Source organism: Ereboglobus sp. PH5-10, from assembly GCF_029504735.1.
Classification (GTDB): Bacteria; Verrucomicrobiota; Verrucomicrobiia; order Opitutales; family Opitutaceae; genus Ereboglobus.
Map to the genome: position 1 here is coordinate 1 of NZ_JAQFIP010000024.1, position 14,108 is coordinate 14,108.

Annotated in this window: 9 protein-coding genes; 8 read left to right on the top strand and 1 reads right to left on the bottom strand. The window is 62.6% G+C overall.

The window, feature by feature from the left end; all coding sequences use genetic code 11:
- Positions 1–141: 141 nt before the first annotated feature.
- The 8 genes from M2447_RS12800 to glnD all read left to right on the top strand — a co-directional run bounded on the left by M2447_RS12800 (position 142) and on the right by glnD (position 13,128).
- Positions 142–1,293, top strand: a complete 1,152-nt coding sequence (locus M2447_RS12800; RefSeq protein ID WP_277558917.1) for a hypothetical protein — start codon at positions 142–144, stop codon at positions 1,291–1,293.
- A gap of 303 nt (positions 1,294–1,596) precedes the next feature.
- Entirely contained in the window at positions 1,597–3,024 is a 1,428-nt protein-coding gene (locus M2447_RS12805; protein ID WP_277558918.1) for an efflux RND transporter periplasmic adaptor subunit, read from the top strand.
- Between the two features lie 135 nt (positions 3,025–3,159).
- Positions 3,160–3,927 (top strand): ABC transporter ATP-binding protein, encoded by a 768-nt coding sequence (locus M2447_RS12810; protein ID WP_277558919.1) that lies wholly within the window; start codon positions 3,160–3,162, stop codon positions 3,925–3,927.
- Positions 3,928–4,002: 75 nt separating this feature from the next.
- Positions 4,003–4,410 (top strand): four helix bundle protein, encoded by a 408-nt coding sequence (locus M2447_RS12815; RefSeq protein WP_277558920.1) that lies wholly within the window; start codon positions 4,003–4,005, stop codon positions 4,408–4,410.
- Between the two features lie 46 nt (positions 4,411–4,456).
- A complete protein-coding gene (locus M2447_RS12820) occupies positions 4,457–5,665 on the top strand; it encodes an ABC transporter permease (protein ID WP_277558921.1) in 1,209 nt (402 codons plus the stop codon).
- A 143-nt stretch (positions 5,666–5,808) separates the two neighbouring features.
- Positions 5,809–7,104, top strand: a complete 1,296-nt coding sequence (locus M2447_RS12825; RefSeq protein WP_277558922.1) for a Gfo/Idh/MocA family oxidoreductase — start codon at positions 5,809–5,811, stop codon at positions 7,102–7,104.
- Positions 7,105–7,175: 71 nt separating this feature from the next.
- The gene (locus M2447_RS12830; protein ID WP_277558924.1) at positions 7,176–10,055 is read left to right on the top strand and encodes a ThuA domain-containing protein; all 2,880 of its coding nucleotides are present in this window, start codon (positions 7,176–7,178) and stop codon (positions 10,053–10,055) included.
- Between the two features lie 217 nt (positions 10,056–10,272).
- Complete coding sequence (gene glnD / locus M2447_RS12835; RefSeq protein WP_277558925.1) at positions 10,273–13,128, top strand: [protein-PII] uridylyltransferase; 2,856 nt, start codon at positions 10,273–10,275, stop codon at positions 13,126–13,128.
- A gap of 52 nt (positions 13,129–13,180) precedes the next feature.
- On the opposite strand, the gene M2447_RS12840 is transcribed toward glnD, so the two are convergent.
- Positions 13,181–14,101, bottom strand: coding sequence for a LysR family transcriptional regulator (locus M2447_RS12840; RefSeq protein WP_277511044.1), 921 nt, complete (start codon positions 14,099–14,101; stop codon positions 13,181–13,183).
- Positions 14,102–14,108: the final 7 nt, after the last annotated feature.

Below are 14,108 nucleotides of genomic sequence, written 5' to 3' on the forward strand. Positions count from 1 at the left end.
CCACCCCCCCCCCCCCCCCCCCACCCACACCCCCCAAAAAAAAAACCAACACCCCCCCACCAACAACACCCCCGCGGGGGGGGGGGGGCGGCCCCCCCCCCCCCCCCCCCCCCCACCACCTCGAAGAGTGAAAAGCGAAGAGTGAAAAATGAAACACAAACCACTCAGCCCATTCAACGTCCGCATCACTCGCCTGCGTCCGATTTTCACCCTTCACCCTTCACCCTTCACTCTTCCCTGGACGAGGCCCTCCGCCTCGGCCAGGGCTCCTGCTTCCTCCTCACAGACGACAACAAAATCATCACCTGGCTCTCGACCACGCGCACCGATTCCGCCACCGGCGAGACATTCCCGGAACTCGACCCAAAGGACTTCTCGATCAACTCCCCCCGCGGATGGTGCCCCGCCTGTCGCGGCCACGGACGCATCTATCCATGGATGCTCGCGCTCGACAAACAGCAAAACGACACGCAGGAAAACCGCGACATCGCGCTTCAACTCCGCGCCTACGGCATCTCCGACTCGGACGACATAAGCGACCACGGCCAGCCCTGCCCCGGATGCCACGGCGAACGCCTCAACCGCATAGCCCGCGCAGTGAAGCTGCACTTCACCGCACGGAATAGTGAATTGAGAATGGTGAAGAGTGAAAAAAAGACAGCCCAATCAAAGAAAACCACCCGTTTTCCGAAGTCCGATTTTCACTCTTCACCATTCACTCTTCACCATTCCTCACTTTCCCTCCCCGCGCTCCTGCGCCTCACGCCGGGCGCGCTCCTCGCGCAACTTCGCCAGCTCGACCAAACCGACGCCCGCACCCGCGCCATCACGCAGGACATCCTCCCGCAAATCGAGGAACGCCTCCGCTTCCTCGACCACGTTGGGCTCGGCTACCTCACGCTCGACCGCCCCACCGAGACGCTCAGCGGCGGCGAGTCGCAACGCATCCGCCTTGCCGCGCAACTCGGCAGCAACCTCAGCGGCGTGCTCTACGTGCTCGACGAACCCAGCATAGGACTGCACGCCCGCGACAACGACCGCCTCATCGAAACGCTCGAAACCCTCCGCGCCAAAGGCAACACGCTGCTCGTGGTCGAGCACGACGACGAGCTCATGCGCCACGCCGACCGCATCATTGACCTTGGCCCCGCGGCGGGCATCCACGGCGGCGAACTCCTTGCCAGCGGCACGCCGGAGGAAATCCGCAAAACCCCCGCCTCCATCACCGGCGTCTTCCTCAAAAAAGGCATCAAGCACCCCCTCCGCGGCGCCTACCGCCCGCTGCCGGCATGATTGGTGCCTTTTGAAAATTTAAAAGGCGCGCGACTCCGTTCCAGGCAGAATGGTTGGCGAATTGCCACTGCCACTCGAAACACCAAACCCGCCTCGCCAGCCCCTCGCCGTTCTCCGCGCACCCCGCCCGCAGACATTCCCCGTCCGGCCAAATCACATAAAAAAATCTCCGTCACTTTTTTATCGGACTTGCGTCTCTTGCAATGCGACCGGCATTTTCAGCCGGTCGCATTGCATACGGCAGCCCGCACCAACACTTTCCCTCACCTAAAAAACCCGCACGCGCCACGCGCTTTTTCAAACATGGCAAAATCCAGCAAGCCCTTCGGTAAAATCCTCGTCCTTCTAATCCTCGCCGCAGGCGCCGCCTATGGCGTCTATTACTGGAAAAAAGCCGACGCCAAACCGCCCGAAATCTCAACCACCGCCGTCACCCGTGGCAGCATCATCCAAAGCATCACCGCCACCGGCGTGCTTCAAGCCCCCACCAGCGTCGATGTCTCCTCGCAAATTTCCGGCAAGGTCATCGCGCGCAATGTCGATTACAACGACCACGTGAAGGAGGGCGACGTCCTCTGCCTCATCGACCCCGCCACCTACAAATCCAAGCTCCTCCAATCCGAGGCCCAGCTCGCCAACACCAAGGCCAGTCACACCCTCACGCGGCTCAACACCGAGCGCACCCGCGAGCTCTTCCAGCAAAACCTCGTCTCGCAAGCCGACCTCGACCAGGCCAACGCCCAGCTCGAACAGGCCGACGCCCAGCTCAAAATTCAGGAGGCAAACGTCGAAACCGCCCGCCTCGACCTTGAACGCTGCACAATCACCTCGCCCATCACCGGCATCGTCCTCGACCGCCAGACCGACGTGGGCAAAACCGTCGCCGCCAGCCTCAACGCCCCCACCCTTTTCACCCTCATCAACGACCTCACGAAATTGGAAATCAGCGCCGACGTTTCCGAGGCCGACATCGGCGGCATCGCCGACGACCAGGAAGTGCTCTTCACCGTTGACGCCTATCCCGGCCGGCAGTTCCGCGGCAAGGTTTCCCAAATCCGCAACCTTCCGAAAACCTCCCAGTCCGTCGTCGTCTATTCGACAATCATCGACGTGGACAACCGCGACCTTCGCCTCAAGCCGGGCATGACGGCAAACGTCAACATCATCACCGCCCGTCGTGACAACGTGCTCGTAATCGCAAACTCCGCGCTCCGCGCCCGCATCCCCGAAAGACTCGTCCCCGCAGGCGCCGCCACGACGGGACAATCCGCCGGCAAAAAGAAATCCGAGCAGTCAGGCGACGCCTCAAAACGTAGCAAGCGCGGCGGCAGCAACCGCGAGCAAATGCGCGCGCTCTTTCAGGACGCCGGCATCACCATGGGCCAGCCCGCCACCACCGAGGCCATTGAAAAACTCAAGACCCTCGCCGCCGAGCGCAACATAACCCTCAGCCAACGCATGCTCTCCAACCTGGAGCGCCGCAGCGGCCCCGGCGAAAGCGCGACAGTCAGCCAGCGCACCGTTTACCGCATCGCCTCGCCATTGCCCGACCTCAAGCTCGAAGCCGTCAACGCCCGCTTCGGCATCAGCGACGGCTCCAGCACCGAAATCATAGACGGCCTCGCCGAGGGCGAGGAAATCATCACCAGCGTTTACATCCCCGGCACCACCAGCACAACCGCATCCTCCTCCAACGCCACGCCCTTCGGCGGCGGCGGCCGCTTCCGCTGAGAAGGACTGAAGTTCTGAAGACCTGAAGGCTGAAAAAAACATCCAACTCACCCAAATTTCACACCACCGAAGTTCCGATTTCAGCCTTCAGGCTTTCAGGTTTTCAGGCTTTCTCTTCTTCAGCCCTTTCCACCCATGCAACCCGTTGTAAAACTCATCGACATCCGCAAGACCTACACCACCGGCGAAATCGCGGTCCACGCCGTGCGCGGGGTCACGCTCGACATTTACCCGGGGGAATTCGTCGCGCTCATGGGCGCGTCCGGCTCCGGCAAGTCGACACTCATGAACACGCTCGGCTGCCTCGACCGCCCCACATCGGGCGAGTATTACCTCGACGGCGTCAACGTCGCCAACCTTGACCGCGACGACCGGGCCGACATCCGCAACCACAAACTCGGCTTCGTATTCCAAGGCTTCAACCTCCTCGCCCGCACCAGCGCCGTCGAAAACGTCGAGCTGCCCATGCTCTACCAGCGCGACCGCACCTCGTCGAAGGAGATGCGCCAGCGCGCCATGGAGGCGCTCGAAATCGTCGGCCTCGCCCAGCGCGCCGACCACCATCCCAGCCAGCTCTCCGGCGGCCAGCAGCAACGCGTCGCCATCGCGCGCGCCCTCGTCAACCGCCCCCAAGTCATCCTCGCCGACGAACCCACCGGCAACCTCGACACCAAGACCTCCGTCGAAGTCATGGGCGTTTTTCAAAAACTCAACGATCAGGGCATCACGATCCTCATGGTCACGCACGAACTCGACATCGCGCGCTACTGCAAGCGCAACCTCATCCTCCGCGACGGCAAACTCGTCAGCGACGTCCAAGTCGAGACCCGCATGAATTCCGAAGCCGAGCTCCGCAAACTCGCCGAAGCCGAGGCCCGGGCGAAACTCACCGGGGAGGAATAGAATAATTTTGGATTTTAGATTCTCGATTTTGGATTGAGCAAGCGACACTCGAAAGCATCGCAAACATTTTCCTCAATGAACGAACAGGAGCTCAAAACCCGCACACGCCAGTTCGCGCTTCGGATGCTCAAAGTCGTGGACGCATTGCCGCAGACAAATTCCGGGCGAATCATCGCCAATCAACTCGGACGCGCCGGCACATCGGTCGGCGCAAATTATCGTGCTGCCTGCCGATCCCGATCAACCGCCGAAATGTTCTCGAAACTCGCAATCGTTGAAGAGGAAGCCGACGAAACCGAATATTGGCTCGACATGGCCGGTGCGCACGAAGTCATGACCGTCAAAAAACTCGCCCCACTGCGCAAAGAAGCCGGCGAACTCGTCGCAATCATGGTGGCCTCACAAAAAACACTTCGTCGCAAACATCCCCAACGGCGCGGCAGCGCCCCAATCCAAAATCCAGAATCCAAAATCCAAAATTAACCCGCCCCGCCGCGCCGCTCTAAAACAACAAACCGCACCCGCACACATGAGAATATTTTCAACCATCGTCATCGCCCTCCGCGCGCTTCGGCGCAACCTCATGCGCTCCATGCTCACCGCGCTTGGCATGATCATCGGCGTCGGTGCCGTCATCACCGTCGTCGCCATGGGCAGCGGCACCAAGGCGCAAGTCGAGGCGCAAATCGCCGGCCTCGGCGACAACCTCATCACGGTCATCCCCGGCGTCCTCACCACCGGCGGCGTGCGCGGAGGCTGGAACACCGCGAGCTCCCTCACAATCGAGGACACCATCGCCATCAAGCAGGAAATCGCCGGCGTAACCGGCACCAGCCCCGAAACCCGCGACCGCGTGCAAGTCATCGCCGGCGGCCTCAACTGGAACACCTCCGCGCAAGGCGTCTCCGCCGACTACGCCGCCATTCGCTCCTGGTCCGTTGCGGAAGGCGATTTTTTCAGCGAGCAGGATTTGCGCACCAACGCCAAGGTCTGCGTCATTGGCAAGACCGTCGCCGACCAGCTTTACCCCGGGCTCGATCCCGTCGGCCAAAACATCCGCGCGCGCAACATTCCGCTGCGCATCGTCGGCGTCATGGCGAGCAAGGGCTTCAACGCCTACGGCCAGGACCAGGACGACTTCATCATGGTCCCCTACACCACCGCGATGAAGCGAATCATCCGCCGCGACCGCATAAACCAAATCATGATTCAGGCCGCCAGCGCCGACATCCTCGACCGCGTGCAAGCCGAGGTCGGCGACCTCCTCCAGCAACGCCGCGGCGGACGCGAGCCGGATTACACCGTTCGCAACCAGGAGGAAATTGCCAAGGCCCGCAACGCCACCAACGAATCCCTCTCATGGCTGCTCACCGGCATCGCGCTCGTCTCGCTCCTTGTCGGCGGCATCGGCATCATGAACATCATGCTCGTCTCCGTGACCGAGCGCACCCGCGAAATCGGCATTCGCCTCGCCATCGGCGCGCACGGCAAGGACGTGCTCCTGCAATTCCTCACCGAGGCGATCGTGCTGAGCGTGCTCGGCGGCGGCATCGGCATCGCATGCGGCATCGGCGCCTCGCAATTCCTCGCGCACTACAAGGGCTGGCTCATGGTGATCCCGACCGAGTGGGTGGCGTTCTCCTTCCTCATCAGCGCGGGCGTCGGCATCGCCTTCGGATTTTTCCCCGCCATGAAAGCCGCCCAGCTCGACCCCATCGACGCGCTTCGTTACGAGTGAGTTGATTTGGGATTTTGAATTTTCGATTTTGGATTTTAAAAACCCGCGCAAGCTGGTTTGATCCGCGCGTCGTCAGGCTTTCATCATCGCATCGGCGCGGCAGCGCCCCAATCCAAAATCGAGAACCCAAAATCCCAAACCCAATGCACCGCCGCCATTTCCTCAAAACCCTCGCCGCCACCGGCGCCACCGCCGCCGCGCTTCCTCAAATCATCCGCGCGCAACCCGCCACCCGCGCCGCCGCGAATTCGCGCCTCGCCATCGGCGTCATCGGCGCCGGCGGACAGGGCCGCAACATCATGGGGCAGGCGCTCGCCAGCCCGCTCGCGCAAGTCGTCGCCGTGTGCGACGTCGACAGCAAGCACGCCGAAATCGCCCGCGACCGCGTCAACACCGCCTACGCCAACAACGACTGCACCGTTTACCGCGACCACCGCGAACTCCTCGCGCGCCCCGACATCGACGCCGTGCTCATCGGCAGCCCCGACCACTGGCACGCCCTCCACGCCATCCACGCCGCCCGCGCCGGAAAACACATCTTCTGCGAAAAACCCGCCGCCACCACGCTCGACGAATCCCGCGCCATGATCAACGCCGTCGCCCGCGCCGGAGTCGCCTGCCAGATCGGCTCCATGCAACGCTCCTGGGCGGAATTCCAGCGCGCCATCGCCCTCGCGCGCGGCGGTTATCTTGGCAAAATCACCTCAGTCAAAGTCGGCCTCCCCGCCGGGGCCACGCTCCCCAAGAACCCCGACGCCCCGCGCCCGCAACCCGTCCCGCCCGAGCTCGACTACGAACTCTGGCTCGGCCCCGCGCCCTACCGCCCCTATTTCGAGCAGGGCACGCATTACTACTGGCGGCACAACTTCGCCTTCTCCGGCGGACGCCTCACCGACTGGATCGGCCACCACCACGACATCGCCATGCTCGCCACCGGCGTCGAAAACCAGCTCCCCGTCGCCATCCGCAACGCCCGCGCCACCTTCATCGAAGGCCGCGCGCTCTTCAACACCGCCTGGACCTACAACTTCGACGCCCACTACGCCAACGGCACCGTCATCAACCTCTGCGACAAAAACCGCCTCGGCGTCACGATCGAGGGCGAGGAAGGCGCGATCCACGTCACACGCGGACGCATCACGCACAGCACGCGCGCGCTGGAGCGCGTCATCATTCCCCCGTGGAAAAATCCCCTCGCCCGCGGCGTGCGTGGCCACATGGACAACTTTATCGACTGCGCGCTCCACGGCGGCGAACCCCGCTGCCCCGTCATCAGCTCGCACGCGGCGGTCGGCGCGGGCATCCTCGCCAACGCCGCCTTCCGCTCCGGCCGCGCCAGCCTCGACATCGACCTGAAAACCGAGCGCGCCATCAACGCCCCCGACGCCAACGCCTTCCTCAAAAAAGTTTACCGCGCCCCGTGGGTCTTCCCCGCCTAAAAATCCCGCGCCTCATCAGTCCTACCTGTCCCATCGGTCATATCCCGTCCCATTAGTCCTATTTCCTAAAAATGAAACACCGCCTCCCCCGCGCCCTCCTACTTTCGCTCTTTACCCTTCACTCTTCACTCTTTCTCCCGGCGAAGCCGGGAGAACAATTTCCGCCACTCACCCCGCAGGAAACATCCGCAATCTTCGCCGCGATCCCCGAGGACGCGCGCGCCAAACCGCAACGCCCGCGCAAGCTCCTCGTCTTTTACCGCACCGAGGGTTTTGTCCACAAATCGATCCCCAACGCCAACCACGCGCTCAAGCTCATGGGCGAGCTGACCGGCGCCTACACCGTCACCTTCAGCGACGACATGGCACAATTCGAGCCCGCCGCGCTCGCCGCCTACGACGCAGTCCTCTTCAACAACACCAGCCGGCTCAAGTTCGAAAACCCCGTCCACCGCCGGGCGCTTCTCGACTTCGTGCGCAACGGCAAGGGCATGATCGGCATCCACGCCGGCTCCGACAACTTCCCCACGTGGCCCGAGGGCCAGGCGCTCATGGGCGGCGTTTTCCACAGCCACCCCTGGGTCGCGAGGGACACCGTCGCCGTGAAAAACGACGACCCCGGACACATCCTCAACACCGCCTTTGAAAAACGCGGCTTCTGGATCACCGAGGAAATCTACCAGCACGTCGGCCCCTACAGCCGCGAAAAACAGCGCGTCCTCCTCAGCCTCGACATGAGCCGCGAGGAAAACAAACGCCCCGCCAACAAAATCGTCCGCGACGACAACGACTTCGGAATCAGTTGGCTGAAAACGGAGGGCAAAGGCCGCGTCTTCTACACCTCGCTCGGCCACAACAAAAACATTTTTGAAGTCCCGCAAATCCTGCAACACCTCCTCGACGGCATCCAATACGCCCTCGGCGACCTCGAAGCCGACGCCGTCCCCAGCGCCAAACTCAAAACCCAACCCAAACCCGCCCTCGCGCCGGACGACAAAACCACACTGCAAGATTTGGCGATCCTTTGCCGGCCTACCGGCATCAACTATATCTTCGAACAGCTTTCCCACTACGAATATGGCGATCCCTTGGCGCAGCAACTCGCTGTCGAAAGAACGATCCGAAGTGGAAAGCCCGCACCCGTTGTGCGCGACAACGTGGAACGCCAACTCATCGCGCTCATTCAACTTTCCGAAACCACCGCCGCCGCCAAGCGCGTTTTCTTAAACTGGCTCGGTTGGATCGGCACCGAAAAATCCATTCCCACGCTCACCGCCGCCGCGAAAGATCCCTATCTCGCCCACGCCGCCATCAGCGCACTCGCAGCTCTTAACACTCCCAACGCAAACAGCGTGCTCTCTTCACTTTTGAATCAAGATAACACTGAATTCACACGCGTCGAAGCCGCCAATGCGTATGGTCAACGCCGCCCATCCTACTGCCCAGACGCACTCGCAGAAAATGCAAACGTCTCCACAACCTTATATTCAATCGCCGCCCTTGAAGCATTTGCCAATAGCAGCGGCATCGAAACCATTCAAACACTGCGCGACTACACACTTGATGATCCACAAACCCTCCCCCGCATCCGCGCCCTCCTCGCCGCAACGGACAACGCCCTTCGCCGCGCTCCCGCCGAACAAACCGATTCACTCCGTGCACAAGCCATAAAAATCTACGCCGAAATTCTCGGCACGACCACCGCCCCCGTCGCCCGCATCGAAACCGCCCAAGCCCTCGTCACACTCGACCCCGTTAACCCCGCACTCTTCCAATTCCCCATCGATGCCGATCCGCGCCTGCGCAACATCATCGCCATCGGCATGGCCACATCCGGCAATAGCGATGCCATAAAAATCCTGACCACGCGCTTCGCCGACATCCCCGCCGACACCCTATCCCGCATGATGCGCTCGCTCGTCACCAACCCGTCGCCCGTCGCGCTTCCGCTCATCGACCTTGCGCTCGCCTCCGAAAATCTTGACGCGCAACTCGCCGCCATCGCTGCCGCTGGCGCTTGCGGAAACGAAAAAACCGTAGGAAAACTTTTTTTACTACTCTTATCCAAAAACAAGGACATTTCCTCCGCCGCCTTCACCGCCCTCACTCAACTCCCCGATTGCGACGGCAAGACCAATATCGAACTCCACAAAGAGCTTTATGAATTTCGCGATATTAATTCCAAAAAGAAACATTGGGCACCTTCATTACCTCAAAACCTCCTCATCCTCGCCCATCGCCAATACCGCGACGTTTTCATACAAGCCCTAGGCAATATTGAATTCGACCCTATCCGCACCACCGCTCGCGAAGCCCTTGGTCGTCTAGAGCGTGAAGGAGACGCCCAAGCCACCCTCCGCGCCGCCGCCTTCGAAGCCGTCGCGCTCCTCGTCCGCCCCGGCGATTTTCCAGAAATCATCGCTCTTTCCGAATACATCAAGCGCCCCGCCGACCGACGCGAGTGGACGAAGGCGCTCTACACCAGCGCCGCCATTCATCCCGCGCCCGCCGAAGCGGTCGCGCTCATCGAAAAACAACTCAACGCCGCCAAGCCCGCCGACCGCGCCGCGCTCATTGCCGCGCTCACCATGATCGACGCGCCCGAGGCCAAGGCCGTGCTCCACTCCATGCTCACCTCGCCCGACATCGACGCGCGCAAGGAAACCATTCGCGCCCTTAGCAGCGCGCGCGGCGAAACCGCCTACGAACTCCTCCTCGAGCGCATCACCGCCGCCCCCGGCGAATCCGAGCGCCTCCTCGCCCAGCGCGGCGCGATCGACACCGTCGATCACCTCGCCATCCACGCCAACGACAAGGTCAAGGCCTACCGCAAACTTTGGAAAACCGCCCAAACCCAGGAAGCCAGGGACGCAATCATCGCCGCCGTCAAAAACCTAGGAAACAGCAGCGCCAAAAAATTTCTGAAGGAAATTTCCCAAAACGAAAAATAACACCATTTGCGAATAAGATTTATTCTTTTCGGGCAAAAGACGGAGAGGCGGACGGAATATTGCGAAGCACGCGCGATGAAACCAACACCGCGAGGCGAAGCCGCGCGCATGTCCCCGAGGCGGGCGGAAGAAACCCGTCAAGGCGGCCCGCCCGTCACTTTGCATTGGTTTTTCCCCGCGTTTTCCGCAAGCTGCCCCCACATCAACACAGCACACCGTGCACGCATCGCCACTCACAGCCCTCAGCACGCGCATCCGCAAACACGCGCTCGGACGCCTCAACTTCGCCGACTCCGGCGCCGATGTCCCCGCGGAGCAGCGACTCGCCGCGTGCAAAACATTCCTGCGCCTCGAAAACGCCATGATGCGCATGCGCCACGAGGCGGGCGAATCCGGCGTCGCCGTCGCCCACGCGCGCGCCGCCACGATCGACGTCATGCTCGCGCATCTTTTTGATTACGCCATCGCGGCATGGAAACGCAGCCGCCCCGGCACCCCCGCGCCGGAGGTCGCCCTCGTCGCGCTCGGCGGTTACGGACGCGCCCAGCTCAGCCCGCTGAGCGACATCGACATCATGTTCCTTTACCCCTCGAACGCCCGTCTCGACGACCTCAAGGACTTCCAGCAGCATCTCGTCGATGACATCCTCTACACCCTTTGGGATTGCGGCCTGAAAGTCGGCCACTCATCGCGCACCACCGACGACGCCTTCGCCGAGGCCCGCGCCGACATCCAGACAAAAACCGCCCTGCTCGAGGCCCGCTTCATCGCCGGCTCCGACATTCTTTTCGAAAACTTCTTCACCGCCTACGAGAATTTCTACCGCAACGAGGGCACGCTCTCCTACATCGCCTCCCGTCTCAAAAACCAGACCATCCGCCGCGCCAAATACGGCGACACCGTTTTCCTTCAGGAACCCGACATCAAAAACGGCGTCGGCGGACTCCGCGACTTCCACTCGGTCCTCTGGCTCGCCCACGTCAAACTCGGCCTGCGCAACGTCAACGACCTCGTCGACGAAGGTTACCTGCGGCGCAACCAGCTCCGCGACTTCAAGCGCGCCTACGATTTCCTCATGCGCGTGCGCAACGAGCTCCACTTCAACTCCCGGCACCCCACCGACCTCCTCGACCTCGAACAACAACCCCGCATCGCCCTCGGCCTCGGTTACGCCAACCACGACGAGCTCGCCCGCGTCGAGCAGTTCATGCACGATTATTACCGCGCCGCGCAAACCATCTACCGCGTCGCCAAATACATCGAGCACCGCCTCTCGCTCACCGCCGACCCCATCAAAACCGGCGCGACCGCCGGCCCCTCCCCCGCCCTTTCGCTCCGCGACTCGCTCCGCCTCACCCGCCACCAAAAAACGCAGCATGTCGACGGCTTCATTCAGCGCGGCAACGAGCTCACCGCCGGGCACCCCGGCGTCTTTCGCGAGAGCCCCGAGCGCCTCATCCGCGTCTTTCGTTACGCCCAGCAACTCGGCATCCAGCCCGACTTCACCCTCCAAACCCTCATTCGCGACAACCTGCCCCTGATCAACCGCCGCGTCATCAACTCGCCCGACTGCGCCGCCAGCTTCCGCGCCATCATGCACACCGTCGGCAACGTCCACCCCACCCTCGCCCTCATGCACGAGCTCGGAGTCCTCGGACGCTACCTCCCCGAATTCGACACCCTCACCTGCCTCGTCCAGCACGAATACTACCACCGCTACACCGCCGACATCCACACCCTCAACGCCATCCGCGAACTCGACCGCATCTTCCTGCGCGAGGAGGATTTCACCGGCAAATACCTCACCGCCCTCCACGAAACCCCCGCCCCCTCGCTCCTCTACCTCATCCTTCTCTTGCACGACATCGGCAAGGCCGACGGCGTCAAGGGCCACGCCGAAAACGGCGCGCTCATGGCCGGCCCAGTCCTCGAACGATTGCAAGTGGACGCCTCGCTCCGCCCTACGATTATATTCATCGTCAAAAACCACCTCGCCATGGCGCGCTTCTGGCAGAAACGCGACGTTGACGACCCTCAAACCGCCGCCGCCTTTGCCGGGGCCGTCCAGACCGCCGACAACCTCCGCTATCTCTACGTGCACACCTTCTGCGACTCGCGCAGCACCAGCGCCGAACTCTGGAACGGCTACAAAGACGCGCTCCACACCACCCTCTACCGGGCCACGAGCGAACGCCTGATGCACGACACCGCCGCCATCGCCGCCCGCAACTCGGAACGCAAGCAAATGAAGCTCAAGCAGCTCCTCTCCGAAAAAATCCCGGGCATCCCCGACGACGAAATCAACGAGCACTTCAACCGCCTTCCCGAACGCTATTTCATCCAGTCCGACACCGCCGAAATCGCGCTCCATGTGCGCATGGTCAACCAGCTCCTCAATTCGACCAGCGCCGCCGAATCCCCCGCACCCCTCCGCCCCGTCATCGAATGGCGCAACGACCTCAACCGCGCCTTCACCATCGTCAACGTCGTCACCCGGGACCGTGCCGGGCTCTTCTACAAACTTGCCGGCGCCCTCAGCGTCGCCGGCGTCAACATCCTCGGCGCCAAGGTCACCTCCCGCACCGACCGCGTCGCGATCGACACCTTCTACATCACCGAGCCCGGCGGCGGGGTCGTGCAAAACCAGGCCGCGCGGGATATCTTTGCCAAAAACGTCGACCAAGCCTTCGGCGCCAACCGCGACCTCTATCCCGACATCCTTGCGCAAGCCAAGCGCGTCGCCCCGCACGCCGCCCTCGTCGGCAGCCTCCAAAACACCTTCCCTCCCCTCATCGACGTTTACAACGAACGCTCGATGCAACGCACCATCGTGGAAATCCAGGCCCGCGACCAAATCGGCCTGCTCTACCTTCTGGCCAAGGCAATTTCCGATCACGGCTTCGGCATCACCTTTGCGCGCATCGGCACCGAGCGCGGCATTGCCATCGACACCTTCTACATTAAAAACACCAGCCGCGAAACCGCCATCGAAGCCCCCCGCCTCAAAGCCCTCCGCGACAAGCTGGAAAAAGTGATTATCCCACCGGAAACGCCTCCCTCCGGCCCGGCCTGACGGCGCATGACGCCGCACTCGTTTCTACTCGCCACCCACTGCCCGCTACTCGCTACTTTTTTCCACCGCCCATTGCCGCGTCCAAAAATGCCGCGAGCGCGGGATCGGGCGCGGGCGGTTGCTTCCAGCCGAGGACAAGCCGGCTCTCGGGCGCGTGCCCGGTGAGCGCGTGAAACACCACGTCCTTCGGCAACGGCCCCGCCTCTGATGGCGTGATGAAGGTCACGCCAATGCCGGCGCGCACCAGGCCGATTCCGTTGGCGCGGGGCCAGACCTCCTCGACGATTTTCGGCGTCACGCCCGCCTGTGAACACGCCGCGATGATGCGGTCGTAAAACCCGGGGTTGTTCGCCCTCGGAAACAACACAAACGGCACCGCCGCGAGATCGCGCAGCCGGAGCAGTTTCTTTTTTCCGAGCGCGTGCCCCGCGGGAAGCAGGATGCCGTTGCGCTCGCGCAAAAGCATGTGCGTGCGAATGCCCGGCGAGGGCGCGCCGCTTGTGTTCGGATGAAAAAAACCGCACCCCAGCTCGCCCACCTGCAACGCGGCAAGCTGGGCGCTCGTGGGCATTTCGTTCAACTCAAGCCGGATGCCGGGATAACGCCGGTTGAACTCGCGCAAAATATCCGGCAGCACCGTCGCCATCGCCAGCCCCGTGAACGCCACGCGCACATGCCCCGTCTCGCCCGCCGCCAGCGAGCGCAGCTCCCGCCCCGCCGCATTGAGCGAGCGCAGCACCGGCTCGATGCGCGCGGCGAAGGCGCGCCCCGCCGGCGTCAGCTCGACGCGGCGGCGCGTGCGCGCGAAGAGTTTCGCGCCCAGCGCCTCCTCGAGGTGCGCGATCTGGCGGCTGAGCGCGGGCTGAGCGACATTGAGCGCCTCGGCGGCCTTGCGAAAATGAAGCCGGCGCGCGACTTCGAGAAAATAGACGAGGTGGCGCAGATCGTAGGGAAACTGATACTCGGCGGGCATCAATCAC